The sequence below is a fragment of the Pseudomonas sp. PSE1(2024) genome (assembly GCF_050990555.1).
GTDB lineage: Bacteria > Pseudomonadota > Gammaproteobacteria > Pseudomonadales > Pseudomonadaceae > Aquipseudomonas > Aquipseudomonas aphyarum.
In genome coordinates this window covers 5,143,037-5,168,762 of the sequence record NZ_CP158967.1, presented here as the reverse complement: position 1 = coordinate 5,168,762, position 25,726 = coordinate 5,143,037, and the positions used below count along the sequence as shown (strand labels likewise).

Annotated in this window: 27 protein-coding genes; 9 read left to right on the top strand and 18 right to left on the bottom strand. The window is 59.6% G+C overall.

The genetic code is table 11. The annotated features are described in order from the left end of the window. Positions 1–136: 136 nt before the first annotated feature. The 3 genes from ABTV87_RS23455 to ABTV87_RS23445 all read right to left on the bottom strand — a co-directional run bounded on the left by ABTV87_RS23455 (position 137) and on the right by ABTV87_RS23445 (position 3,565). The gene (locus tag ABTV87_RS23455) at positions 137–892 is read right to left on the bottom strand and encodes a DeoR/GlpR family transcriptional regulator (protein ID WP_007953179.1); all 756 of its coding nucleotides are present in this window, start codon (positions 890–892) and stop codon (positions 137–139) included. 240 nt (positions 893–1,132) lie between these two features. Then, on the bottom strand, positions 1,133–2,635 hold the full coding sequence (glpK, locus tag ABTV87_RS23450) for a glycerol kinase GlpK (protein ID WP_039765827.1): 1,503 nt from the start codon (positions 2,633–2,635) through the stop codon (positions 1,133–1,135). Between the two features lie 78 nt (positions 2,636–2,713). Beyond that, positions 2,714–3,565, bottom strand: coding sequence for an MIP/aquaporin family protein (locus ABTV87_RS23445; RefSeq protein WP_433898442.1), 852 nt, complete (start codon positions 3,563–3,565; stop codon positions 2,714–2,716). A gap of 360 nt (positions 3,566–3,925) precedes the next feature. On the opposite strand from ABTV87_RS23445, the gene ybaK reads away from it, so the two are divergent. Continuing rightward, complete coding sequence (gene ybaK / locus ABTV87_RS23440) at positions 3,926–4,396, top strand: Cys-tRNA(Pro) deacylase (protein WP_007953184.1); 471 nt, start codon at positions 3,926–3,928, stop codon at positions 4,394–4,396. A gap of 89 nt (positions 4,397–4,485) precedes the next feature. Then, positions 4,486–5,268 carry a PhzF family phenazine biosynthesis protein gene (locus ABTV87_RS23435; protein ID WP_433898441.1) on the top strand — a complete coding sequence of 261 codons (783 nt, stop codon included), beginning with the start codon at positions 4,486–4,488 and terminating at the stop codon, positions 5,266–5,268. 49 nt (positions 5,269–5,317) lie between these two features. Here ABTV87_RS23435 and ABTV87_RS23430 read toward each other — a convergent pair whose 3' ends face one another. Further along, positions 5,318–6,427: an ABC transporter ATP-binding protein gene (locus ABTV87_RS23430; protein ID WP_179693896.1), complete on the bottom strand. Its 1,110-nt coding sequence runs from the start codon at positions 6,425–6,427 to the stop codon at positions 5,318–5,320. Beyond that, complete coding sequence (gene argF, locus ABTV87_RS23425) at positions 6,424–7,344, bottom strand: ornithine carbamoyltransferase (protein ID WP_045121707.1); 921 nt, start codon at positions 7,342–7,344, stop codon at positions 6,424–6,426. Before argF ends, ABTV87_RS23430 begins: the two co-directional genes overlap by 4 nt. 406 nt (positions 7,345–7,750) lie before the next feature. On the opposite strand from argF, the gene ABTV87_RS23420 reads away from it, so the two are divergent. The 3 genes from ABTV87_RS23420 (at position 7,751) to grxD (ending at position 10,715) form a co-directional block, all read left to right on the top strand. After that, on the top strand, positions 7,751–8,041 hold the full coding sequence (locus tag ABTV87_RS23420) for a hypothetical protein (RefSeq protein WP_007953190.1): 291 nt from the start codon (positions 7,751–7,753) through the stop codon (positions 8,039–8,041). A gap of 129 nt (positions 8,042–8,170) precedes the next feature. Continuing rightward, positions 8,171–10,276: a molybdopterin oxidoreductase family protein gene (locus tag ABTV87_RS23415; RefSeq protein ID WP_085606756.1), complete on the top strand. Its 2,106-nt coding sequence runs from the start codon at positions 8,171–8,173 to the stop codon at positions 10,274–10,276. Positions 10,277–10,373: 97 nt separating this feature from the next. After that, the gene (gene grxD / locus ABTV87_RS23410; RefSeq protein WP_003227729.1) at positions 10,374–10,715 is read left to right on the top strand and encodes a Grx4 family monothiol glutaredoxin; all 342 of its coding nucleotides are present in this window, start codon (positions 10,374–10,376) and stop codon (positions 10,713–10,715) included. Positions 10,716–10,821: 106 nt separating this feature from the next. Here the strand turns inward: grxD and bfr are convergent, their stop codons facing one another. Further along, positions 10,822–11,298 carry a bacterioferritin gene (gene bfr / locus ABTV87_RS23405; RefSeq protein WP_085606754.1) on the bottom strand — a complete coding sequence of 159 codons (477 nt, stop codon included), beginning with the start codon at positions 11,296–11,298 and terminating at the stop codon, positions 10,822–10,824. Between the two features lie 199 nt (positions 11,299–11,497). Next, complete coding sequence (locus tag ABTV87_RS23400) at positions 11,498–11,716, bottom strand: bacterioferritin-associated ferredoxin (protein WP_007953193.1); 219 nt, start codon at positions 11,714–11,716, stop codon at positions 11,498–11,500. A gap of 291 nt (positions 11,717–12,007) precedes the next feature. On the opposite strand from ABTV87_RS23400, the gene ABTV87_RS23395 reads away from it, so the two are divergent. After that, a complete protein-coding gene (locus ABTV87_RS23395) occupies positions 12,008–12,610 on the top strand; it encodes a peroxiredoxin (protein ID WP_007953195.1) in 603 nt (200 codons plus the stop codon). Between the two features lie 74 nt (positions 12,611–12,684). Here ABTV87_RS23395 and rnt read toward each other — a convergent pair whose 3' ends face one another. Together rnt and pyrC are read right to left on the bottom strand one after the other, a co-directional pair. Further along, on the bottom strand, positions 12,685–13,359 hold the full coding sequence (rnt, locus tag ABTV87_RS23390; protein ID WP_007953196.1) for a ribonuclease T: 675 nt from the start codon (positions 13,357–13,359) through the stop codon (positions 12,685–12,687). Beyond that, on the bottom strand, positions 13,356–14,402 hold the full coding sequence (gene pyrC, locus ABTV87_RS23385) for a dihydroorotase (protein ID WP_039765844.1): 1,047 nt from the start codon (positions 14,400–14,402) through the stop codon (positions 13,356–13,358). The genes rnt and pyrC overlap by 4 nt, the downstream gene beginning before the upstream one ends. A gap of 160 nt (positions 14,403–14,562) precedes the next feature. Between pyrC and ABTV87_RS23380 the strand changes: the two genes are divergently transcribed. Next, entirely contained in the window at positions 14,563–15,471 is a 909-nt protein-coding gene (locus tag ABTV87_RS23380) for a flagellar protein MotY (RefSeq protein ID WP_007953200.1), read from the top strand. Between the two features lie 129 nt (positions 15,472–15,600). Then, a complete protein-coding gene (locus ABTV87_RS23375) occupies positions 15,601–16,818 on the top strand; it encodes an argininosuccinate synthase (protein WP_007953201.1) in 1,218 nt (405 codons plus the stop codon). A gap of 161 nt (positions 16,819–16,979) precedes the next feature. On the opposite strand, the gene ABTV87_RS23370 is transcribed toward ABTV87_RS23375, so the two are convergent. Then, positions 16,980–17,564: a hypothetical protein gene (locus ABTV87_RS23370; RefSeq protein ID WP_085606750.1), complete on the bottom strand. Its 585-nt coding sequence runs from the start codon at positions 17,562–17,564 to the stop codon at positions 16,980–16,982. 404 nt (positions 17,565–17,968) lie between these two features. Here ABTV87_RS23370 and ABTV87_RS23365 point away from each other — a divergent pair, with 404 nt between their 5' ends. Then, positions 17,969–18,595 (top strand): response regulator transcription factor, encoded by a 627-nt coding sequence (locus ABTV87_RS23365; protein ID WP_007953203.1) that lies wholly within the window; start codon positions 17,969–17,971, stop codon positions 18,593–18,595. Between the two features lie 88 nt (positions 18,596–18,683). Here the strand turns inward: ABTV87_RS23365 and ABTV87_RS23360 are convergent, their stop codons facing one another. The 8 genes from ABTV87_RS23360 to metG form a co-directional block, all read right to left on the bottom strand. Then, positions 18,684–18,863 (bottom strand): PA3496 family putative envelope integrity protein, encoded by a 180-nt coding sequence (locus ABTV87_RS23360; RefSeq protein ID WP_007953204.1) that lies wholly within the window; start codon positions 18,861–18,863, stop codon positions 18,684–18,686. Positions 18,864–18,970: 107 nt separating this feature from the next. Next, entirely contained in the window at positions 18,971–19,609 is a 639-nt protein-coding gene (gene nth, locus ABTV87_RS23355; protein ID WP_007953205.1) for an endonuclease III, read from the bottom strand. Further along, entirely contained in the window at positions 19,606–20,187 is a 582-nt protein-coding gene (locus ABTV87_RS23350; RefSeq protein ID WP_433898440.1) for an Rnf-Nqr domain containing protein, read from the bottom strand. The genes nth and ABTV87_RS23350 overlap by 4 nt, the downstream gene beginning before the upstream one ends. Beyond that, positions 20,184–20,789 (bottom strand): RnfABCDGE type electron transport complex subunit G, encoded by a 606-nt coding sequence (locus tag ABTV87_RS23345; RefSeq protein ID WP_433898439.1) that lies wholly within the window; start codon positions 20,787–20,789, stop codon positions 20,184–20,186. Before ABTV87_RS23345 ends, ABTV87_RS23350 begins: the two co-directional genes overlap by 4 nt. Then, on the bottom strand, positions 20,786–21,769 hold the full coding sequence (locus ABTV87_RS23340; RefSeq protein ID WP_433898438.1) for an RnfABCDGE type electron transport complex subunit D: 984 nt from the start codon (positions 21,767–21,769) through the stop codon (positions 20,786–20,788). Before ABTV87_RS23340 ends, ABTV87_RS23345 begins: the two co-directional genes overlap by 4 nt. Further along, positions 21,756–22,970: an electron transport complex subunit RsxB gene (gene rsxB / locus ABTV87_RS23335; RefSeq protein WP_433898437.1), complete on the bottom strand. Its 1,215-nt coding sequence runs from the start codon at positions 22,968–22,970 to the stop codon at positions 21,756–21,758. The genes ABTV87_RS23340 and rsxB overlap by 14 nt, the downstream gene beginning before the upstream one ends. Further along, a complete protein-coding gene (locus tag ABTV87_RS23330) occupies positions 22,967–23,536 on the bottom strand; it encodes an electron transport complex protein RnfA (protein WP_375747812.1) in 570 nt (189 codons plus the stop codon). Before ABTV87_RS23330 ends, rsxB begins: the two co-directional genes overlap by 4 nt. A gap of 131 nt (positions 23,537–23,667) precedes the next feature. Continuing rightward, entirely contained in the window at positions 23,668–25,719 is a 2,052-nt protein-coding gene (metG, locus tag ABTV87_RS23325; protein ID WP_433898436.1) for a methionine--tRNA ligase, read from the bottom strand. Positions 25,720–25,726: the final 7 nt, after the last annotated feature.

The following is a 25,726-nucleotide window of genomic DNA, read 5'->3' as shown; positions in this document are numbered from 1 at the left end:
AAAATGGTAGCCCATAAAGACGCGCACAGCCAGTCGACTTCGATTGAAAAAACTCATCGAAGGACCGAGAAAGGAAAATATTCGAACATCAGATGCGCATAAGGCGCCGGTGCGGGCGCCTTATGCGGGAGGAGGGTTAAACGACTTCCAGACGAATCTTGTGCTGACTCAGCAGTTGCGCCAGGGCCGGCACCGGTTGCTGATCGGTCACCAGGCAATCGATCAGGCTGATCGGGCCGAGGCGGATCATCGCGTTACGGCCGAACTTGCTGGAGTCCGCCGCCAGGATCACCTGCCGGGCATTGGCGATGATCGCCTGGGACACCCGGACTTCCTGGTAATCGAAGTCGAGCAGGCTGCCGTCTTCATCGATGCCGCTGATGCCCACCAGTGCAAAGTCGACCTTGAACTGGTTGATGAAGTCCACGCTCGCCTGACCCACCACGCCGCCGTCGCGACGCACATTGCCGCCGGTCAGCAGCACATCGAAATCATCTTTGGCACTGAGCATCGAAGCGACGTGCAGGTTGTTGGTGATGATCTTCAGGTGGCTGTGATTGAGCAGGGCGCGGGCAATCGATTCGGTCGTTGTGCCGATGTTGATGAACAGCGAGGCGTGATCGGGAATCTGTGCGGCGATGGCTTCACCGATGCGTTGCTTTTCATCGCGCATCTGATCGGCGCGCATCGCGTAGGCGGTGTTTTCGACGCTGGAATCATAGGCGGCGCCGCCGTGGTAGCGACGCAGCAGATTGGCTTCCGCCAGTTGATTGATATCGCGGCGGATGGTTTGCGGGGTAACAACGAACAGCGTGGCCATTTCCTCGATGCTCACATAGCCGCGTTCGCGGACCAGCTCGAGGATTTGCTGCTGACGGGGAGGCAGATTCATGGGGCTTCCTTTGGGCTGCCGTGCAAAATTTGCCCATGATGACGCAGGAATCCGCTCCCTACCAGTTTCCAAACAACGTGAAAGCTACTGCGCTCGGCAATCCTGCGTTAAAAACAGGCTCGGACTGCTCATTTACAAACCCGTAAACTCCGCGTCCTCGCCTGTTTTTGCCTTGTCTTGCCTTCGCTCGCTACGCTTTCACGCTGTTTGGACCAACAGGTTACGAGTACTCAGCTTGGCTTATTCAGCGTCTTCACGTTCCCAGTCGCGGGTGCGGCTGACGGCTTTTTTCCAGCCTTTATAGAGCTTCTCTTTTGCTGCTTCGTCGAGGCTCGGTTCGAACTCGCGCTCGATCACGGCCTTGCCGCGCAGTTCTTCCAGGCTGCCCCAGAAACCGCACGCCAGGCCGGCCAGATACGCTGCACCGAGCGCCGTGGTTTCGCGCATTTTCGGACGCTCGACCTGGGTGCCGAGGATGTCGGCCTGGAACTGCATGAGGAAGTTGTTCGCCACCGCACCGCCATCTACGCGCAGGGCCTTGAGGCGTTCGCCGGAGTCCTGTTGCATGGCATCGAGGACGTCGCGGGTCTGGTAGGCGATCGATTCCAGCGCCGCGCGGATGATGTGATCCACACGCACGCCACGGGTCAGGCCGAACAGGGCGCCACGGGCATACGGGTCCCAATAAGGCGCACCGAGGCCGGTGAAGGCTGGCACCAGATAGACGCCGTTGCTGTCCTTCACTTTATTGGCGAAGTATTCGGTGTCATGGGCATCGTTGACGATCTTCAGTTCATCGCGCAGCCACTGCACGGTCGAACCGCCGTTGAACACTGCGCCTTCCAGGGCGTAAGCCACTTCGCCGCGTGGGCCGCAAGCGATGGTGGTGAGCATGCCGTGTTGGGATTTCACCGCTTTGTCGCCGGTGTTCATCAGCAGGAAACAGCCGGTGCCGTAAGTGTTTTTCGCCTGGCCCGGCTCGACGCACATCTGGCCGAACAGTGCAGCTTGCTGGTCACCGGCGATACCGCCGATGGCGATGCCGCTTTTGGTGCGGCCGTAGATTTCCGAAGAGGCTTTGACTTCCGGCAGCATCTCGCGCGGGATGTCGAGGATCTCCAGCATCTTCGCGTCCCACTCAAGCGTGTGGATGTTGAAGAGCATGGTGCGCGAGGCGTTGGTGTAGTCGGTGACGTGCACCTTGCCACCGGTGAATTTCCAGATCAGCCAGCTGTCGACAGTGCCGAACAGCAGTTCGCCGTTGCGCGCGCGTTCACGGCTGCCTTCGACGTTGTCGAGGATCCACTTCAGTTTGGTGCCGGAGAAGTACGGGTCGGTGACCAGACCTGTGGTGTCGCGGATGTAGTCTTCATGACCGTCGCGCTTGAGCTGCTGGCAGATCTCGGTGCTGCGGCGGCATTGCCAGACGATCGCGTTGTACACCGGGCGGCCGGTGGTCTTGTCCCAGACCACGGTGGTTTCACGCTGGTTGGTGATGCCGATGGCGGCGACCTGATCGTGATGCAGACCGGCCTGGGCCAGCGCTTCGACCATCACCGCGCTCTGGGTGGCGAAGATTTCCATCGGGTCGTGTTCGACCCAACCGGCTTGCGGGTAATGCTGGGCGAATTCACGTTGTGCGGTGCAGACCACGTTCGCGTCGCGGTCGAAAATGATCGCGCGGGAGCTGGTCGTACCCTGATCGAGGGCAATGATGTAGTTCTTATTCTGAATGTCGGTCATGTCGATTGCCTTGGACGAAATAAGGGAGAGTGGGCCGTGGCGCGGGCTCTATAAGGGCAGGAGCCCGCGCCGACTGTTTCAAGAAGTTCTTGGTTTGCCGTCAATGGTCGGTTCTGCATCCTTTGTAGCAGGTGTGGCGCCGGTCAGGTGACGGGCAATCAGCCCGCGATACCCGGCAGCGCCGAGGCAGGCACCGACAATCGGTGCAAAAATCGGAATCAGGAAGTACGGGATTTCACGTGCGCCGGTGAAGGAAATTTCACCCCAGCCCGCGAAGAATGTCATCAGTTTCGGACCGAAGTCCCGGGCCGGGTTCATCGCGAAACCGGTCAGCGGGCCCATCGAACTGCCGATAACGGCAATCAGCAGACCGATCAGCAGCGGCGCCAGCGGGCCTTTCGGCAGGCCGTTGTTGTCGTCGGTCAGGGACATGATCACGCCCATCAGGATCGCGGTGATGATCACCTCGACCAGGAACGCCTGGGCAGTCGACAGCGCAGGGTTCGGGAAGGTGGAGAACACCGATGCCAGTTCGAGGCTGGCTTCAGTGCCACGAACCATATGGTGAGTTTGTTCGAAATCGAAGAACAGGTTGCTGTACAGCGTGTAAACTAACAGTGCGCCGCAGAAGGCGCCGGCGACCTGGGCCAGAATGTAGAACGGCAGTTTGCGCTTTTCGAAGTCGGCGAAAATGCTCAGGGCAATACTGACGGCAGGGTTGAGGTGCGCGCCGGAAACGCCGGCGGTGAGGTAGATCGCCATGCTCACGCCGACGCCCCAGATGATGCTGATTTCCCACAGACCGAAGCTGGCGCCCGCGACCTTGAGCGCGGCGACACAACCCGTACCGAAAAAGATCAGGAGTGCAGTACCCAGAAACTCGGCCAGGCACTGGCTCGAGAGCGAAGGTTGCTGTAACGCAGTTGTCATTGAAAACCTCGGTTTTTGTTGTTGTCTGGCGCGTTGCCGACAGGGCAAGGCGCGATTTTCGCCGAGGCAGGATCCCCATCCTGTTCCCGGTTTACTGCTGGGTGCTGCGATGACGATAATTCTTACATTATTCAGATTCGAAAAAATATAGACAAGAAACAAACCTGTCAAAGGTCGAAAGTGAACCGTCAGTCACAAATAAACTATCAGTCACGTGAATGATCCTGCGGGTCACCCGTTGTGCAGGAACGTCATCGGCCTGCAAACCCCGGGAAACGTGGCGCGTGGTAGAGCCTTTTACACTGCGATGACCTAAAATCCGCCGCAGGTTTTTTTGCCACTGCCGAACCCGGAGCTGCCATGACCCCTGCGTTGGACTTGTTGAAAAAAGTTCGTGCCGAACATCGCGTGCACAGTTACGAACACGACCCGAAGGCGGCGTCGTATGGCCTGGAGGCCGCGGAAAAACTGGGGCTCGATCCGGCGCAGGTGTTCAAGACGCTGCTGGCGGCCAGTGAGAAGGGTGAGTTGCTGGTGGCGGTGGTGCCGGTCGTCGGAAGTCTCGACCTCAAGGGGCTTGCCCACGCCGCCGGCGTGAAAAAAGTCGAAATGGCCGACCCGGCCGCCGCGCAACGGTCCACCGGTTACCTGCTGGGAGGCATCAGCCCGCTGGGGCAGAAAAAACGCCTGCGTACCTTCATCGACAACTCGGCCCAGCCTTTTGCGACCATTTATGTCAGCGCCGGTCGGCGCGGGCTGGAAGTGGAGCTGGCACCGGCGGTTTTGGCAGAGCACACCCAGGCGAAATTTGCCGACATTGGTCGCCCTTGACGTCTGTATGAAGAAAATTGGCCGGTACTGTCACTGGCGCTGATCCGGCCGGCGCTGCATGCTCGTTCGACTGACACAGGGAGAAGGTTATGCAGCTCGAGTTTCATCAGGTCGACGCGTTCAGTGATCGGCCGTTCAGTGGCAATCCGGCAATGGTCTATCGGCTCGACGCGTGGCTCGCGGATGAGCTGATGCAAAAGATCGCCGCCGAGCACAATCTGGCGGAAACCGCGTTTCTGGTGCGCGAAGGGCTGGCGTGGCACATCCGCTGGTTCACGCCGACCACCGAGGTGCCGCTGTGCGGTCACGCGACCCTGGCCAGCGCCTATGTGCTGTTCGAGATCTATAAGGAAAGTGCCGAGCGTCTGGACTTCACCTGCAAGTCCGGGCCGTTGAGCGTCAGTCGCGAAGGCGACAGGTTGTGGCTGGATTTCCCCGCCATCGAAGCGGTGGAGAAAGGCGTCACCGTGGAGATCGAGCGGGCACTGAATGTTCAGGCGGTGGACGTCCTGAGTTCCAACGAGCTGTTTGTAGTGCTGGAGTCCGAGCAGGCGGTGCTTGATTGCCAGCCGGACATGGTCGCCCTCGCCAAGCTGCCTTGGCTGGGTGCGATCGTCACCGCCCGGGGCAATCAGCATGATTTTGTCTCGCGCTATTTCGCCCCGGCCATCGGCATCAATGAAGACCCGGTGACCGGCTCGACCCATTGCAGCCTGATTCCGTACTGGTCGAAACGTCTGGGCAAATCCAGCCTCACTGCATGCCAGCGTTCGGCGCGGGGTGGTGAACTGTTCTGTCGGCTGGAAGGCGAGCGGGTGAAGATCGGCGGGAATGCGACGCTGGTGGCCAGCGGCACATTGATGCTGGGTTGAAGCCAAAAAATAAGGGAGCCATCAGGCTCCCTCATTGTTTGTGTGCAGATCAGTGCGCGGTGCTGTAACGGCGAACGCCGTTTTCCACCGCCGGAATCTGCGCTGCAGTGCTGCCGGAGGCCTGGAACAGCACCAGATGTTCCGCCGCCACACGAATCCCGACATCCGCACCCACTTGATGGTCGGCATGGCTCGGGAAGATCGATTCCAGCTGTGCGCCGGTCGGCAGTTGCAGGCGATACAGGGTCGAGGCGCCGAGGAAAGTCTTGCCGACGATCCGTGCTTTCAATCCACTGTCCGGCGCGTAAACGATGTCGTCCGGACGCAGCAGCACATCCACCGCGCCACCGATCGGCCAGGTGTAGGCGCGATTGCCGCGCAGTTCACCGAGTTCGGTCTGCACCGATTCCGGGCTGCCGAGCTGACCGCGAATGAAGTAACCCTGACCGATGAAGCTGGCCACAAACGGCGTCGCCGGCTCGTGATAGAGGTTGTACGGCGTATCCCACTGCTCCAGCCGGCCTTCCTTGAACACGCCGACGTGATCGCTCACGGCGAAGGCTTCTTCCTGGTCGTGAGTCACCAGAATCGCACTGGTGCCACGGGCCTTGAGGATGTCGCGCACTTCGTGGCTGAGCTTGCGACGCAACTCGCCATCGAGGTTGGAGAACGGCTCGTCGAGCAGCAGCAGTTGCGGCTCCGGCGCCAGGGCGCGGGCGAGGGCGACACGTTGTTGCTGGCCACCGGACAACTCGTGTGGGAAGCGCTTGCCGAGGTTCTTCAGGTTGACCAGCTCCAGCAGCTCTTCGGTGACGCGCTCCTTGTTCGGGTGCTTGCGGATGCCGAAGGCGATGTTGTCCGCGACACTCAGGTGCGGGAACAGCGCGTAGTCCTGGAACACCATGCCGATCCGGCGTTTTTCCGGGGCGAGGGTGAAGCCGGCGCTGGAGATCACTTCACCGCCGAGAGAAATTTCCCCTTCGTGCACCGGTTCGAAACCGGCAATCGCACGCAGGGTGGTGGTCTTGCCGCAGCCCGAGGAGCCGAGCAGGCAACCGATGTCGCCGGCGTTGAGGTGCAGGTTGAGGTTCTGCACCACACGTTGATCTTGATAGCCGCAAGCGAGGTTGCGCAGGTTCAGCAGTAATTCATGGCTCATGCGTGGTGATATGCCGGTTCAACGAGGAACTCGAGCAGGGCCTTCTGTGCGTGGAGACGGTTTTCTGCCTGATCCCAGGCGACGGAGCGCGGGTCATCAAGCAGGTCGAGGCTGATTTCTTCGCCGCGGTGGGCGGGCAGACAGTGCAGGAATAACACGTCCTCGGCCGCGAGGTCGAGCAGGGCACGGGTGACCTGGTACGGCGCGAACAGCTTGAGGCGCTTGGCGGTCTCCTCTTCCTGGCCCATGGAGGTCCAGACATCGGTGCTGACCAGGTGCGCGCCACGCACGGCGTCTTTCGGGTCACGGACGATGGTCACGCGGTCACCGGCCTTGGCCACGAACTCAGGGTTTGGTTCGTAGCCTTCGGGGCAGGCCACGCGCAACTGGAAGTCGAACTGGATCGCCGCTTCTATATAGCTGTTGCACATGTTGTTGCCGTCGCCGATCCAGGCCACGGTCTTGCCCTGGATCGAGCCGCGGTGTTCGAGGAAGGTCTGCATGTCGGCCAGCAACTGACACGGGTGCAGGTCATCGGACAGGCCGTTGATCACCGGCACGCGGGAGTTGGCGGCGAATTCGGTCAGGGTGCTGTGGGCAAAGGTACGGATCATCACTGCGTCGAGCATGCTCGACATGACGATGGCGCAGTCGCCGATCGGCTCGCCGCGGCCCAGTTGGGTGTCGCGCGGCGACAGGAAGATTGCCTGGCCGCCGAGCTGGATCATGCCGGCCTCGAAGGAGATCCGGGTACGGGTCGAGGATTTCTCGAAGATCATCCCCAGGACGCGGTTTTTCAGAGGCTCGAACAGTACGCCGCGGTTACGCAGGTCCTTGAGCTCAACGCCTCGACGGATCACGCTGACCAGCTCTTCGGGCGTGCAATCCATCAGGGAGAGAAAGTGCCTTGCGCTCATCATTGACTACCTTTTTGCTACAAACCGCAGATGCTCAAAGCCTTGTTTATCGGAACAACGGGCGAGACCTGCGGCGTAAGCCGCACGGGGGCGACGAAATAGGGGAAGGCGCGATATTGACACTAAATGTCGCGTTTTTCCAATAGGCTACGGTTTTTGCAGAAATGCGCCGGGGTGATAACAGTGCGAACACTGTGATTTCCGGTCAGTTTTCGAGGGGGCAACGAGGCATTTGTACACTGGCCCCACCGGCCTTGGCAATCAGGCGCGGCGGGGATGGCACGGCTCTGGTCGGTTTGCGACCGTTGAGCCACCGGTTCGCTTGGTCGGATGCGCAGGTTGAAACATTTGCTAAAGCAAAGTGCTGGGTTATAAATAAATCACGAGCGACGCAGGAAGCCTCCGCATGGAATCGAAAGAAAAACTGTTAATGGAACTGCTGGGCCACACGGCACGCTCATTGACCCACCTCACCGCCTCGATGACCTCGATGTCCTTCGAACTGCTGCGCAGCGATGACGACGTGGTCAAGGCCGCCAGCCGGCAGATGATCGACCGCATGGCGACCATCAGCGCCGGACTCGACGAGCATTGGCGACTGATCGGCGAACTCACCGGCGTCCACGTCGCCCACGAGCAGATCGAGACCATCCAGGAAATCCAGCTGGCCGCACCGCCTCAGCTTCCGGCGAACTGACGCGTCTATCGGCGGGCCTGATGGCCGCCGATTCACAAGACGAACGTCGCTGGCGCTGCACCGGGTCGCGGGCCATAGTTTTGTTCCCGCAGGCGTGATTGCCTGCCCAGAACAAGACAGAGACTGGCCATGACCAAGACTCTCCATCACCGTGCCTGCCACCTGTGTGAAGCCATCTGCGGCTTGACCATCGAAACCACCGAAACCGACGGCCAGGTGCAGATCACCTCGATCAAGGGCGACGCCCTGGACACGTTCAGTCGTGGCCACATCTGCCCCAAGGCCGTGGCGCTGCAAGACATCCAGAATGATCCGGATCGCCTGCGCCAGCCGATGCGCCGGGTCGGCAGCGAATGGCTGCCCATCGAGTGGGAAGAAGCGTTCGAACTGGTCGCCGAAAAACTCTCGGCGATTCAGGAGCGTCATGGGCAGAACGCGGTCGCCGTGTATCAGGGCAACCCCAGCGTGCATAACTACGGGCTGATGACCCACAGCAATTACTTCCTTGGCCTGTTGAAAACCCGCAACCGCTATTCGGCGACGTCGGTCGATCAACTGCCCCATCACCTGACCAGCTACCTGATGTACGGCCACGGCCTGCTGCTGCCGATTCCGGACATCGATCACACCGACTTCATGTTGATCCTGGGCGGTAATCCGCTGGCGTCCAACGGCAGCATCATGACTGTGCCGGATGTGGAGAAGCGTCTGAAGGCGATCCAGGCCCGGGGCGGCAAAGTGGTGGTGGTCGATCCGCGGCGCAGCGAGACGGCGGCGATGGCCGACCAGCATTTGTTCGTGCGCCCCGGCGGCGATGCGGCGTTGTTGTTTGGTGTGCTCAACACGCTGTTCAGCGAAGGGCTGACGTCTGACAGTCATTTGCCGGTGGACGGTCTGGACGACGTGCGCGCGGCGGTGGCGGGGTTCACCGCCGAGGCCATGAGCCCGTTGTGCGCGGTTCCTGCCGCACAGATCCGCCAACTGGCCCGGGACTTCGCCGCCGCGCCAAGCGCCGTTTGCTACGGCCGGATGGGCGTTTCCACTCAGGCCTTCGGCACGCTGTGCCATTGGGTTGTGCAGTTGATCAATCTGGTGACCGGCAACCTGGACCGCGTCGGCGGTGCATTGTGCACCGAGCCGGCGGTGGATCTTGTGGCCTCGACTTCGGGCGGGCACTTCAATAAATGGCAGAGCCGCGTGTCCGGGCGTCCGGAATACGGCGGCGAATTACCGGTCTCGGCGCTGGCTGAAGAAATGCTCACCGAAGGCGAGGGGCAGATTCGCGCGCTGATTACCGTGGCCGGCAATCCGGTCCTGTCCACGCCCAATGGCCGGCAACTGGAGCAGGCGCTGGACGGGCTGGAGTTCATGGTCAGCGTCGATCTGTACATCAACGAAACCACACGCTATGCCGACCTGATCCTGCCGTCGACCTCGGCGCTGGAGAACGATCACTACGACACCACCTTCAATCTGTTCGCGGTGCGCAACGTCACCCGGTTCAACCGGGCGATCCTCGCCAAACCCGAAGGGGCGCTGCACGACTGGGAAATCTTCGTCGGCCTGGCCAAGGCCTTTGCCGCGAAGACCGGCAAGGAGCTGAAACCGACGATGCCGCCGGCGAAGATGATCGACATGGGGTTGCGCATGGGCTTGTATGGCGATGCATCCGAGCAAAAATTGTCGCTTGCGACGCTGTTCGATCATCCGCACGGTGTTGATCTGGGAGCGCTCAAACCCAACCTGACATCTCGATTGAAGAGCGCCAATCAACGAGTTCAGGCAGCGCCGCCGGAAATCCTGGCCGACCTTGCGCGCTTCGCCGCGTTGCAGGCGCCCGCCGCCGATGAGCTGTTGATGATCGGCCGCCGTCATGTGCGCAGCAACAATTCGTGGATGCACAATTACCATCGACTGGTGAAGGGCAAGCCGCGTCATCAGCTGTTGATGAACCCGGACGATCTCGCCAGTCGCGGGCTCAGTGATGGTCAGCTTGTGCGAGTGAGTTCGCGGGTGGGGCAGATCGAGGTCGAAGTGCTGGGCAGCGCGGACATGATGAAGGGCGTGGTCAGCCTGCCGCATGGATGGGGCCATGCCCGACCGGGCGTGCAGATGGCGATTGCCAGCGGTCAGCCGGGTTCCAGCGCCAATGACCTGACCGATGAATGCCAGCTCGACGAGTTGTCAGGCAACGCGGCGCTCAATGGCGTGCCGGTGACGGTGGCGGCGGCGTGAGCAAGTCTGTCGGGGAGACCGAGCAGGGCGCTCGGGATTCCGTTACAATGCGCCACCGTGCCGACCCATGAGTCGGAAAGTTCAGCCGAGGTGCTCCATGGATATCATCGAAACGATTAAAGAGCAGATTGCCAACAACACCATTCTGCTTTACATGAAAGGCTCGCCGAATGCCCCGCAGTGTGGCTTCTCCGCGAAAGCTGCGCAGGCCGTGATGGGCTGTGGCGAGAAGTTCGCCTACGTCGACATCCTGCAGAACCCGGAAATCCGCGCCAACCTGCCGAAGTACGCCAACTGGCCGACTTTCCCGCAACTGTGGGTCGGCGGTGAACTGGTCGGCGGCAGCGACATCATGGCTGAAATGTTCGCCAACGGTGAGCTGCAGACTCTGGTCAAGGAAGCATCCGCCAAGGCTGCTGCGGCCAAGTCCGAAGCCTGATTGGCTTCTGCACGGATTTCGGCGAGTCTGAAGTCCGGGCAATAAAAAGCCCCGCCTCTCGAAAGAGGGCGGGGCTTTTTAGTGTCTCGAGTTTAGCGCTGGCTAATTACTCGTCTTCGCCCATCTGCGATTGCAGATAGTTCTCAAGACCGACTTTATCGATCAGGCCCAGTTGGGTTTCCAGCCAGTCGATATGTTCTTCCTCGGATTCAAGGATGTCTTCGAGAAGTTCGCGGCTGCCGAAGTCACCGACGGATTCGCAGTGGGCGATGGCGGCCTTCAGATCGGCGTGGCCGGTCTTCTCGATACGCAGGTCGCACTCCAGCATTTCCTTGGTGTGCTCGCCGATGTGCAGCTTGCCCAGATCCTGCACGTTCGGCAGGCCTTCGAGGAACAGGATGCGCTTGATCAGCTTGTCCGCGTGCTTCATCTCGTCGATGGATTCTTTGTACTCGTGCTTGCCGAGCTTGTTCAGGCCCCAATCTTCATACATGCGCGCATGCAGGAAGTACTGATTGATCGCGACCAGCTCATTGGCAAGGATCTTGTTGAGATGCTGGATGACTGTTACGTCGCCTTTCATGATGGGAGTCCTGCCCTAAGTAGCGGTATATAAGGCAGAGTTTGAGCTTGGTATTTATAAGTGTCAAACCTAAGTTATTGAATAATAAATGAAAATTAATCGGAATAAGAATGTTTGTGTTCCGCGTCTAGACGCTAAGCAGTTGATTTTCAGGCATAAAAAAACCGGACATAAGTCCGGTTCTTCGAATTCGGGATAATTACGCGGCGGTAAATTCTGCCGGGTAGGGGATCGCAGCCTGGGCGGTTTGCAGCTTGGTCAGGGTTTCGCGAACCACTTCCTTCGCCAGGCACGCACATTTGCCGCATTGGCTGGCTACGCCGGTGGCCTGACGAACTTCTTTATAGCTGCAGCAACCTTCATAGATCGCTTCGCGGATCTGTCCGTCGGTGACGCCAGTGCAGAGGCAAACATACATAAGTGAGAACCGTCGCTGGTTGTGACTCAATTGCGATGGATCTTAATGTTAACGAGAATGATTGTCAAAGTGCTTTCCCAGTGGTTTTCATCGCCAACGCCTGTGACTGACGAACGGTGGTGCATGGCCGGATGCCAGCCGGGATTTCGCGAAAAACCTTTAAGGACAGTCGAAAAACGCAGTGTATGATGGTCGGCCCTTGCGAAGAGGGTTCGTGTCACAGGGCTGTCGCCTGAGGGTGGCAGGCTGGCCCGAACCCTGAACTTCAAGTTTCTACACCAGGAGATATCAATGAGCGTACTCGTAGGCAAACAAGCCCCTGACTTCACCGTCCCGGCCGTACTCGGCAATGGCGAGATCGTTGACAGCTTCACCCTGTCCTCGGCCATCAAAGGCAAATACGGCCTGGTGTTCTTCTACCCGCTGGACTTCACCTTCGTCTGCCCGTCCGAGCTGATCGCTCTGGACAACCGCATGGCCGACTTCAAGGCACGCAACGTAGAAGTGATCGCCGTGTCGATCGACTCGCACTTCACCCACAACGCCTGGCGCAACACCCCGGTCAACAATGGCGGCATCGGTCAGGTGAAATACACCATGGCTGCCGACATGAAGCACGACATCGCCAAGGCCTACGACGTTGAGTCCGAAGGCGGCGTGGCTTTCCGTGGCGCGTTCCTGATCGACGACAAAGGCGTTGTCCGCTCGCAGATCGTCAACGACCTGCCGCTGGGCCGTAACATGGAAGAGCTGATCCGTCTGGTCGACGCTCTGCAATTCCACGAAGAGCACGGCGAAGTCTGCCCTGCCAACTGGAAAAAAGGCGACAAAGGCATGAACGCTTCGCCAGAAGGCGTTGCGGCTTACCTGACCGAGAACGCTGCTGCCCTGTAAGGCGCAACGTCGAGGTACAAAAAAACCGGCCCACGTGGCCGGTTTTTTCATGCTTGGAAGAAACCCGACGAGGATCAGTCGTCGAAGTCTTCCCAGCCGCCCATCTGTTTCCAGCGGTTGACGATGCCGCAGAACAGCTCGGCCGTCTTCTCGGTGTCGTAACGCGCCGAATGCGCTTCACGGCCGTCGAAATCAATGTCGGCTGCCTGACAGGCCTTGGCCAATACGGTCTGGCCGTACGCCAGACCGGCGAGGGTCGCGGTGTCGAAGCTGGAGAACGGGTGGAACGGATTGCGCTTCATGTCCAGCCGCGCGACGGCAGCATTGAGGAAGCCCAGGTCGAAGCTGCTGTTGTGGCCGACCAGGATCGCCCGCTTGCAGCCGTTGGCCTTCAAGGCCTTGCGCACGCCACGGAAGATGTCGGTCAGGGCCGTCTCTTCGCTGACGGCCATGCGCAACGGGTGATCGAGCTTGATCCCGGTGAACTCCAGTGCCGCCGCTTCAACGTTGGCGCCTTCGAACGGCTCGACGCGGAAGAAGTAAGTGTGATCCGGGTAGACAAAACCCTTTTCATCCATGGCGATGGTGGTCGCGGCAATCTCCAGCAGAGCGTCGGTGGCCGAGTTGAAGCCACCGGTTTCTACGTCGACGACAACCGGCAGGTAGCCGCGAAAGCGTGCTGCCATTGGATGGCGCGAACCGCCGCCACCTTGACCGTCCAGTTCGTCGTCGAAATGGTCTTCACTCACGCGTGTTCCTCCAGCAGGCGCCAGCGCAGTTTTTCACCGGCGCGCAGCGGGATAACGGTCAGCTCGCCGAAAGGCAGGCTGGTCGGGGCGGTCCATTCGTCACGAACCAGGGTGATGCGATCGGTGTTCGCCGGCAGGCCGTAGAAACGCGGGCCATTGAGGCTGGCGAAGGCTTCGAGCTTGTCCAGCGCATTGCGCTGTTCAAAGGCTTCGGCATACAACTCGATGGCGGCGTACGCGGTGTAGCAGCCGGCACAGCCGCAGGCGGCTTCCTTGGCGTGCTGGGCGTGCGGCGCCGAGTCGGTACCGAGGAAGAACTTCGCGCTGCCACTGGTGGCGGCGTCGAGCAGGGCTTCCTGGTGCGTGTTGCGCTTGAGGATCGGCAGGCAGTAGAAGTGCGGCCGGATCCCGCCCACCAGCATGTGGTTGCGGTTGTAGAGCAGGTGATGCGCGGTGATGGTCGCGCCGACGTTGGCCGAAGCCTCGTTGACGAACTGCACGGCATCGCCGGTGGTGATGTGTTCGAACACCACTTTCAGCGTCGGGAAACGCTCGACCACGCGGCGCATGTGCTCGTCGATGAAGATTTTTTCGCGGTCGAACACGTCGACATCGCCACGGGTGACTTCACCGTGGATCAACAGCGGCATGCCGACTTCGGCCATGGCTTCCAGCGCCGGGAAAATCTTGTCGATGCTGGTGACCCCGGAATCGGAGTTGGTGGTGGCGCCGGCCGGGTACAGCTTGGCGGCGTGCACGAAACCGCTGGCCTTGGCCTCACGGATTTCTTCGGGCTGGGTGCGGTCGGTGAGGTACAGCACCATCAGCGGCTCGAAACGACTGCCGGCCGGGCGGGCAGCGAGAATCCGCTGGCGATAGCCGTCGGCTTCAGCGGCGTTGCGCACCGGAGGTACCAGGTTGGGCATGATGATGGCGCGACCAAAGGTGCGCGCGACATCCGCAACGGTATTGGTCAACACGGCACCATCGCGAAGATGAATGTGCCAGTCGTCGGGACGCAGCAGGGTCAGGCGGTCGGACATGAGGGGATTCCAGGCGGGTCAAACTGAGGCGAATGCTACCGGAAAAGACTCTTGCAGGCACTCGCTATCAAGTTTTGCGATGAGCGTCCGATATCCCATAGGTATGCCGTAAAGATGTATGTCTCGGTCTTTTTTGTTGTAGAAGCCAATGGAGCCTCCCGTGCGCCAGCGATATTTAGCCTTGCTCAGTGTGTTTGCCAGCCTTCCCGCGATGGCACTGACCTACCAGACCCGTCTGGAGAACATTGAGTGGACGGTCGAGGGCGACAAGTTCGAGTGCCGTCTGACGCAGCCGATCACCGACTTCGGCTCGGGGCAATTCGTGCGCAAGGCCGGCGAGCAGGCGACCTTTCGCCTGAACGCCTACAACGCCATGCTCGGTGGCGGTTCGGCAACCTTGCTGGCAGCGGCTGCACCGTGGCAGCCAGGACGTGGCGACATCAATCTGGGCACGGTTCGACTGGGCAGCGGCAACGTGCTGTTCAACAGTTCTCAGTCCCAGGCCGGGCAACTGATCAGCGGGCTGATGGACGGTCGCAGCCCGGTGGTACGCCGGGCATCGGGCGATGGTCGGGTGTCGGAAGTGCGCCTGTTGCCGGTCAAGTTCAGCAAGGCGTTCAACGACTATCAGACCTGCGTGGCGAAACTGCTCCCGCAGAATTTCGATCAGGTCAAACAATCGCAGATCGGCTTCCCCGGCGAGGGCATCGAACTGGACGCCGCCGCCAAGGCCAAGCTGCAAGTGATGCTCGAGTACATGAAGGCCGATCCGACGGTCAATCACATCGAGCTCGACGGCCACTCCGACAACAGCGGCAATCGCCTGACCAATCGCGAACTGTCGCGTCGCCGCGCACTGGCCGTGGTCGACTTCTTCAAGGCCAACGGCATCCAGGAATCGCAGATCACCGTGCGCTTCCATGGCGAACGTTATCCGTTGGTGCCGAACACCAATGCCGCCAATCGGGCCAAGAACCGTCGGGTCAACGTGCACCTGGCGCGGGTGGCACCGACGACTGCTCCGGCACCTCAGGCCAGCACGCCTGCCAACACTGCGGCGACTTCCTGACCTGCCGGTCATCGTCGCCCTCTCGACAGATTCTGTCGCTTTGTCGTCTTAAGCTGTCGCGCCTCTGTAAATTATCGCGTTTGAGCGGTAGACTCCTCGGCTTTCCGTAGAACCCCGTGGAGTGATGGCATGGCGGACGTAAACAAGGTCGTTCTGGCGTATTCCGGCGGCCTGGACACTTCGGTGATCCTCAAGTGGCTGCAGGATACTTATAACTGTGAAGTCGTGACCTTCACCGCTGACCTGGGTCAGGGCGAAGAAGTCGAGCCGGCTCGCGCCAAGGCGCAGGCCATGGGCGTCAAAGAAATCTACATCGACGACCTGCGCGAAGAATTCGTGCGTGACTTCGTGTTCCCGATGTTCCGCGCCAACACCGTTTACGAAGGCGAGTACCTGCTGGGTACTTCCATCGCGCGTCCGCTGATCGCCAAGCGTCTGATCGAAATCGCCAACGAAACCGGCGCCGACGCCATTTCCCACGGCGCGACCGGCAAGGGCAACGACCAGGTCCGTTTCGAACTGGGTGCCTACGCGCTCAAGCCAGGCGTGAAAGTGATCGCCCCTTGGCGCGAGTGGGACCTGCTGTCCCGCGAGAAACTGATGGACTACGCCGAGAAGCACGCGATCCCGATCGAGCGTCACGGCAAGAAGAAATCCCCGTACTCGATGGACGCCAACCTGCTGCACATCTCCTATGAAGGCGGCGTGCTGGAAGACACCTGGACCGAGCACGAAGAAGACATGTGGCGCTGGACCGTCTCCCCGGAGAAGGCTCCCGACACCCCGCAGTACCTGGAACTGACCTACCGCAACGGCGACATCGTCGCGCTGGACGGCGTTGAAATGACCCCAGCCACCGTGCTGGCGACGCTGAACAAGATCGGTGGCGAGCACGGCATCGGCCGTCTGGACATCGTCGAGAACCGTTACGTCGGCATGAAATCCCGTGGCTGCTACGAAACCCCGGGCGGCACCATCATGCTGCGCGCTCACCGCGCCATCGAATCGATTACCCTGGACCGCGAAGTCGCTCACCTCAAAGACGAGCTGATGCCGAAGTACGCCAGCCTGATCTACACCGGTTACTGGTGGAGCCCTGAGCGTCTGATGCTGCAACAGATGATCGACGCCTCCCAGGTCAACGTGAACGGCGTCGTGCGCCTGAAGCTGTACAAGGGCAACGTGATCGTGACCGGCCGCAAGTCCGACGATTCGCTGTTCGACGCCAACATCGCGACCTTCGAAGAAGACGGCGGCGCCTACAACCAGGCCGACGCGGCAGGCTTCATCAAGCTCAACGCGCTGCGCATGCGCATTGCTGCCAACAAGGGCCGCAAGCTGTTCTGAGTCCTTCGGGCCTGATGTGAAAAAACGGCCTTGTCGTAGTGACAAGGCCGTTTTTTTTGATTTTCCCTCCTTTGGATTGATCGTTATCGGTCAACGCTCCTGTCTCCTTCAACTGCGCATCGTGCATTGCATGGGGCTCTTGTTCCGCATTTTATTCTCTTTCAAATCTTTCCCAATACGCATGTGTTCAACGAATGAGTGTCGTAAATAATACAGAACGTTGCTCTTTGGCCATGTTTGTCTTGTTTGCTCAAGGTGTCGATGTGTTCTTTGAGTAAAATATCTGACACTGAATCGGTTAAGAACAGGAATAATCTCGGCGAATGCTTGTTTGGATGTAGGACTTTTTCCAATAGCTCCTCTATTTCCGGTTCGGTATGTGTCTTTCGAATGTCGATGATATACATCCGGTTTACCGGTTTTGGCAATTTTATAGTGTTCGGTTCGATATTCGATGACGCAGGGATTACCTCGGTGGCAGGTATGTTTTCCTCTTCGAAAGCCTTGAGAAAGTTTTTGTCATTGTCGAAGTCGGAAGGCGCATAGAGAGAGCGGTAATTGAAGTTTAGTGTGATGAAGAACAAAAACAAGAGATAGAACGGAAAGCTGATCAGAAACCAGATATAGATCTCCCGCTCATCATTGTCGAGGAAGGGCAGGGAGACCGCAGCGGAAGTCTCCGATATAAAGGCGAAGATGGCAATAACGGTGATGGGGTTGGGGATCTTCCTGTTGATTTTTAGCATGGTCTTTACTCATGAATGGTCTTTCTCGTCGTCTGGGTTGGATTGATTGGTCGTGTTTAAGTTGTCGGGTAAACAGGGCTGTCGGTGTCTGGTGTTTATATTAAATTTCGGAAGTGCGATATATGTAAGTTGTTTCAGTTGTTTTTAATGTCTGGTCGTTGATCTTTGTTTCGGAGTTTTTTCAGTCTGTCGTGAAGGCTCTGAAGGAGGGCGTGGCAGACGCCGAACTTCCTGATGTGAATTCATGATTTTCTGTAAGTGAGTCTTTTCTGTAGGAATAATCTTTATTGCCTGTAGGAGGCGTCTCTCGGTGCTGGTCTAGAGGAACTTATCCATGCCATGGGTGAAATGACTACGTTATTGTGCCGGTTCTAAAAATTCGAACAGCGAAACTGGACTTGCCCATGAATAAAGTGCTGATCGTGGATGATCACCCCGTCATTCGTCTTGCGGTACGTATGCTGATGGAACGTCATGGCTACGAAGTCATTGCAGAAACCGATAATGGCGTGGATGCGTTACAACTGGCTCGTGACCAGATGCCGGATATCGTCATTCTGGATATCGGCATACCGAAACTGGATGGACTGGAAGTCATTGCGCGTCTTACGACAAGTGCGATGCCGTTGAAAGTGCTCGTGCTGACATCCCAGTCACCGGGACATTTTTCCATGCGCTGCATGCAATCGGGGGCGGCGGGATATGTTTGCAAGCAACAGGATCTGACGGAGTTGCTGAGTGCAATCAAGGCGGTACTGTCCGGATACAGCTACTTCCCGAACCAGGCGTTGCACACTGTGCGGACCAGTCTTGGTAACGCCAGCGAAGCAGACATGGTTGATCGTCTGTCCGGGCGTGAAATGATGGTGTTGCAGCAATTGGCGCGCGGCAAGACCAACAAGGAAATTGCCGACGGGATGTTTCTCAGCAACAAGACCGTGAGCACTTACAAGACCCGGTTGTTATTGAAGCTCAACGCGCGCTCGCTGGTGGATCTGATCGAACTGGCGCAGCGAAACGGCCTGGTTTGAGGTTTGTAGTGGCTGACGGATCATGGGCGGATCGAAATCAGCGTGTGACAGAAAGAGAAAAGCCTCCGTTTCGGGAGGCTTTCAAATGTCAGAGATCAAAATCGTAATCGGCCAATTGCTTCTGCAGTCGGCGCTCCTCAAGCAGGTTGTCGATGGTTCGGCGCTTGCTCAAGTTGGTCTTGGCGACTTCAACCACAGGTTCGGCATCATCGGCCTCCGTGGCGATAAAGTCGTCATCCGCTTCCAATTGCTCTTTGCTGGTGCTCATAAGGTCAACTCCAGGCTAAGACTGCCTTTGGCGCTCCTTATATCGATATTCCAGCAGATGGTAAAAAAGATTTTTTCAATCGATAAATCAATAAAACCAATAGCCGCTCAATCGTCAGAAGTTTTGTGCTTGTAGTCGCACAGATCTTCGATCCGACAGCTGCCACAACGGGGTTTGCGTGCCAGGCACACGTAGCGTCCGTGAAGAATGAGCCAGTGGTGCGAATCGAGCAGGTATTCTTTTGGCACAAACTTCATCAGCTTCTTTTCCACCTCGACCACATTTTTACCCGGTGCAATGCCGGTGCGGTTGCTGACCCGGAAGATGTGGGTGTCCACGGCCATGGTCAATTGGCGGAACGCGGTGTTGAGAACGACGTTGGCGGTCTTGCGGCCAACGCCGGGCAAGGCTTCCAGTTCTTCGCGCGTCTGCGGGACTTCGCCGTTGTGCAACTCGACCAGCAGGCGGCAGGTCTCGATCACGTTTTTGGCCTTGCTGTTATAGAGGCCGATGGTCTTGATGTACTCGGACAACCCTTCGACGCCCAAGGCGTGAATGGCCGCCGGCGTGTTCGCCACCGGGAACAGCTTCGCCGTCGCCTTGTTAACCCCGACGTCCGTGGATTGCGCGGACAGAATCACCGCAATCAACAGTTCGAAAGGCGAGGAGTAGGCCAGTTCGGTCTTGGGCTCGGGGTTGTCCTCGTGAAGCCTGCGGAAGATCTCCAGACGTTTTGCGGCATTCATGGGTGATGCGTTTCCTCGGGTGGGGCGGCAGGGCGAGTCCAGGCCTGACGGGCGGCCAGTAGCAGTCCAAGCAATAGGAAGGCGCCGGGAGCCAGCGTCGCGAAATGCAGGCCTTCGCTGAACAGAATCAAACCTTGCCAGTGTGCCGACAGATGATGGCCGATGCTGCCCTGACCGATCAGCTCACGCAACACTGCGAGCACAATCATCAGCACGGCAAACAGGGCGCACAGTTTCAGCCGTTTACGAACAGGCTGGCGAAAAAAACCATTGCGCTCCAGCACCACGCACTGCAAGCCAATCAACCCGGCATAAAGGCTGATCAGTTGATGCCACTGCAGCGCACTGCGTTGCAGAACAATATCGGCGCAGCCCGCCAGGGTCGCGGCCAGTACCAGGCTGATCGGCAACAGGCTTTCGCTGCTCAGGCGCGAGCGTAGCGGTGTCATGCACAAACCGTAAACGCCCACGACAACCGCAAACATCAACAGAGTCGCCAGCGCGCCCGCCACGGAGTCGGTGGCACCAATCAACAGCACCAGCATCATCGAGTTCGATAGTGTTGCTGACGTATTCATGGCGCGCTCCCGAGCAGGGTCGTCCGGTGTTCATCGAAGTAACGCAGAGCATCGTGGATGGCGTTGATGGCCGCGCGAGACGTAATGGTTGCGCCAGCGATCTGGTCGAATTGCCCCTGATCCTTCTTCAGGGCCCATCCCGCGTCCGTCGGTTGGTTGCTCGATTTTCCGCTAAAGGTCTGAAGCCAGCTATTTGGCCAGTCGCCGATATGTCCACCCAGCGAAGGTGTTTCGTTTTGCTCGAGGGTTTTGACACCGAGCAATCGGCCGTTGGCGTCGATGGCAATCAGCAACTCGATATTCCCGGCATAACCTTGGGTCTGGCTGCGCAACAGCACCGCTACAGGTTGGCCGCTTTTGCTCGCCCGATAACCGCCCAGCAACAGACTGTGGCTCAGGTTGATGTCGGTCAGCGTCAGAGGTTGTTCAAGCGGCAGATTGTCGTAAGCGTCGAGCGGCAGTACGTCCAGCAGCTTGCGACTTTCAAGCAGGCGCTTTTCGGCGGCGATCTGAGGTGCGTTGCTTCGTTGCACCAGCCACGTCACGCCGATGCCCAACGCAGTAATCAACACCAGTGTGATCAGACTGCTCGTGCGGTTCATGGCGTCACCTGCGCCTGACGGGCCATCGCGAAGCGCTCCAGCGCCGGCACGCACAGGTTCATCAACAGCACCGCAAACGCCACGCCGTCCGGGTAGCCACCCCAGGTGCGAATCACGTAAGTCAGCAAGCCCACGCCGCCGCCGAACAGCAGGCGGGCGAGCGGGCTTTTTGCCCCCGACACCGGTTCAGTGACGATGAAAAACGCCCCTAGCATCGTCGCGCCGCTCAGCAGGTGAAACAGTGGCGAGCCGTGGGAATCCGATCCCGAACCGTTCCAGCAAAGCAGGCTGATCACGAACAGGCTGGCGAGCATGCCGACCGGCGCGTGCCAGCCAAATACCCGACGCTGCAACAGGAACAGCCCGCCGGCGAGAAACGCCAGGTTCACCCATTCAACGCCGTGCCCGCCAAAACGACCGAATGCCGGATTGCCGGCAAACAGTTCGTCCATGGTCAGGCTTTTATTGATGCGCAGACTGTCCAGCGCGGTGGCCTGAACCCAGGCATCCGGCTGCGCGCCCAGATTGAACACCTGGCCAAAAGCTGCCGTCAGATCCAGGCCATGGGCCGGCCAATGAGTCATCGGTTGCGGGAACATCACCATGGCCAGCGCGAAGCCGAGCATGGCCGGATTGAACGGGTTTCGGCCCACACCACCGTACAGATGTTTGCCCAGCAGCAGGCCCGAGGCGATCGCGGTGACCGTCAGCCACCACGGGCAATAGGGCGGCAGCGCGATCGCCAGCAGCGTGGCGCTGACCACCGCGCTGCCATCGGTCAAGGTGGCCCGCAGCGGTTGCCGGCGCAGATGAGTCACGGCGGCTTCAACGCCCAAGGCCGTGACGACGGACAGGACCAGGTTGATCAACACGCCCCAACCATAAAACCAGAACAACGCCAGTAATCCCGGCAATGTCGCCAGCAAAACCAGCTTCATTGCCTGTTGCAGGCGCTCGTCTCTGGTTTCAATGGATGACATGGGCTTGTACCTGCCGCTCTGCTTCTTGCAGGCGGGCGCGGGCCTTTTCGAGGATGTCGGCGGGCGTGCCGTCGCGCCGTTGCAGCTTGTTCAGGTCGGCGCGAGCGTAGGCCAGTTCGGTTTTCAGCTGACGCAGCTGGTCGTCGATCGGACGTTTCTCGACACGCACAAGCTCCGGCGCCGGTTGATCGCTCGCGGCTTCGGCGCTGTGCAGCGCCTGTTCGGCGTCACGCAGCGCTTGCTCCAGCGCGGCGATCTCGGCTGGCGGGGCCTCTGCGGTTTGCGCCTTTTTCAGCTCGGCGCGGCGCATCGCCAACTGGATTTTCGCCCGTTTCAGATCGGCGTCTTTTGCCGGTGCGGCTACGACCGGCGCAGGTGCCGCGCTGCTTTCCAGCTTCGCCAGTGCCTGTTCGGCCGCTTCGAACTGTTGTTGCAGGACGATCAACTGCGATTGCTGATCGAAGGTCGGCGGATGACCGAACGCCTTGAGCGACTTGTTCAATTGCGCCCGGCTCATGGCCACGTCGATCTTGGCTTTTTTCAGCGCGGCATCGGCGGTGGCGGCTTTTTGTGCGCGCACCCGTTCGAGCGCCGCCTGCACCGGATCCAGCGTGGTGGTGGCGACTTCGAGCTGTGCTGCACGCTGCGCCCGGGCTTCGCGTTCGGCCTGCTTCTGCTGTTCTTCGCGTTGCAGGCGAGCATTGCGCCGTTCGAAGCGCTGACGGGCGTGATCGCGTTTGGCCGCGCGGGCCTGCTGTTCTTCAAGGCTGGTGGCCAGGCCACCCACTACCGGCAGCGTGCCCAAAGGCAGCGGATGCATCTCGATGCAGTCGACCGGGCAGGGCGCCACGCACAGATCGCAACCGGTGCATTCGTCGATGATGACCGTATGCATCAGTTTTGCCGCGCCGACGATGGCGTCGATCGGGCAGGCCTGAATGCATTTGGTGCAGCCGATGCATTCGGCTTCGCGGATGAATGCCACTTGCGGCGGCGCGGAGCCACGACTGATGTCCAGCTCCAGCACCGGGATTTTCAACAGTTCGGCCAGTGCCGCGATGGTTTCGTCACCGCCCGGCGGGCACTTGTTGATCAGCTCGCCGTCGGCGATGCCTTCAGCGTAGGGTTTGCATCCGGGATGGCCGCACTTGCCGCATTGGGTCTGCGGCAGCAGGGCATCGATGCGTTGAATCAGACTCATGTTTTGATCAGTCCACTGAATCCGAGAAAAGCCACGGCCATCAGTCCGGCGCCGATCAACAGGATCGGCAGGCCACGAAAGGGCAGGGGAATATCGTTGTCGGCCGTGCGCTCACGCAAATCGCTGAACAGGCTCAACACCAGCCAGAAACCCAGACCGGCGCCAAGGCTCAGCGCAATCGCATGAAACAGGCCTTTGTCCGCTTGCGCGTTGATCAGCGTCAGCCCCAGCACACCGGCATTGCCCAGCAACAGCGGCCACAAACCGTCGAACGGCAGTGCGGGTAGCCAGCGCGCCAGCAACTTCAGCAACGGCGTGATCAGCAGGACGCTCAACGGCAGAAACACAAACAGGCGCAGGAATTCCAGTTGCAACGGCACCAGCAGCCAATGCCAGATCGCGTAACCCGCCACACCGACAATCAGCATCAGACACAACGTTGCCAGCCCCAGCGCATGCACCTGACGGCGTTCGCCCGCCAGCAGCGGATCGACGCCCAGCGGCCAGTGCAACACGAAGTTGTTGATCAGCGCAGCACTGAAGAGCGTAAGCACGAGTTCGGTCATGGTTCTGCCGGCAGGAACGGGCGTGTGTCACTTAAGGTTAGGCATTATCCGGCAGCCGTGGAGGGCGGGCCAGATATGAAAAATCCCACAGGCGCACGGAGCACGCCTGTGGGATCTGTCAGGGCAGAACCTTACTTGATGCGCTGACCCGGCTTGGCGCCGCTGTCCGGGCTCAGCAGGTAGATTTCTTCACCGCCAGGGCCGGCCGCCATCACCATGCCTTCGGAGATGCCGAACTTCATTTTCCGTGGCTTGAGGTTGGCGATCATCATGGTCAGGCGACCGTCGAGCTTGGACGGATCCGGATAAGCGCTCTTGATCCCCGAGAACACGTTGCGTTGCTCGTCACCGATATCCAAGGTCAGACGCAGCAGCTTGTCCGCGCCTTCAACGTGTTCGGCCTTGACGATCAGCGCGACGCGCAGGTCGACGGCGGCGAAGGTGTCGAAGTCGATTTCCGGCGACAGCGGATCCTTGGCCAGTTCGCCATTGCCGGCAGGCGCGGCGGCGCCGGTGTCGGTCTGGCTGGCGGTCAGGTCTTCTTTCGAGGCTTCGGTCATGGCTTGCACTTTTACCGGGTCGATGCGGGTCATCAACGGCTTGAATTCGTTCAGCTGGTGGTTGGCCAGCAGGGTGGTGTGGTCGTTCCAGGTCAGCGGGGCGACGTTGAGGAACGCCTCGGCATCGGCGGCCAGCAGCGGCAGCACCGGCTTGAGGAAGATCACCAGCTGGCGGAACAGGTTGATCGCCGTGGCGCAGACAGCCTGGACTTCATCCTGCTTGCCTTCCTGCTTGTTCAGCGACCATGGCGCCTTGTCGGCGATCCAGGCGTTGGCGCGGTCGGCCAAAGCCATGGTTTCGCGCATGGCACGGGCAAAGTCGCGGGCTTCATAGGCGTCGGCGATGCTCGGCGCAGCGGCCAGGAACGCTTCAGTCAGTTCCGGCGCGGCGTTGGTGTCCACCAGCAGACCGGCGTTGCCCTTCTGGATGAAACCGGCGCAACGGCTGGCGATGTTGACCACTTTGCCGACCAGGTCGGAGTTGACCTTCTGCACGAAGTCTTCGAGGTTCAGGTCGAGGTCGTCCACGCCACGGCCCAGTTTGGCCGCGTAGTAGTAGCGCAGGTATTCCGGCGACAGGTGATCCAGGTAGGTACGGGCCTTGATGAAGGTGCCGCGGGACTTGGACATCTTCTGACCGTTGACGGTCAGGTAGCCGTGCACGTTGATCCCGGTCGGCTTGCGGAAACCCGCGCCTTCGAGCATCGCCGGCCAGAACAGGGCGTGGAAGTTGACGATGTCCTTACCGATAAAGTGGTACAGCTCGGCGGTGGAGTCCTTGCCCCAGAACGCGTCGAAGTCCAGCTCCGGCGTGCGGTTGCAGAGGTTCTTGAAGCTGGCCATGTAGCCGATCGGCGCGTCCAGCCACACGTAGAAATATTTGCCTGGCTCGCCCGGGATCTCGAAGCCGAAGTACGGCGCATCGCGGGAGATGTCCCACTGTTGCAGGCCGGCGTCCAGCCATTCGGCGATCTTGTTGGCCACGGCATCCTGCAGGGTGCCGCTGCGGGTCCAGGCCTGCAGCATTTCCTGGAAGTCCGGCAGCTTGAAGAAGAAATGCTGGGAATCCTTGAGCACCGGGGTGGCGCCGGAGATTGCCGACTTCGGATCCTTCAGGTCGGTCGGTGCGTAGGTCGCACCGCATTTTTCGCAGTTGTCGCCGTACTGGTCTTCAGTGCCGCACTTCGGGCAGGTGCCCTTGATGAAGCGGTCGGCCAGGAACATTTTCTTTTCCGGGTCGAAATACTGGGTGATCGAACGTTGGGCGATGTGCCCGGCGTCACGCAGCTTCAGGTAGATCTGGCTCGACAGTTCACGGTTTTCTTCGGCGTGAGTGGAGTGGAAGTTGTCGAAGTCCACCAGGAACTCGGCAAAGTCGGCGCTGTGTTCAGCCTGGACGTTGGCGATCAGTTGTTCCGGGGTGATGCCTTCCTTTTCCGCGCGCAGCATGATCGCCGAACCATGGGCGTCGTCGGCGCAGACGTAAATGCACTGATTGCCACGATGCTTCTGGAAGCGCACCCACATATCGGTCTGGATGTATTCCAGCATATGGCCAAGGTGGATCGAACCGTTGGCGTAGGGCAGGGCGCTGGTGACGAGAATCTTGCGTGGTTCGGACATGTGGGGC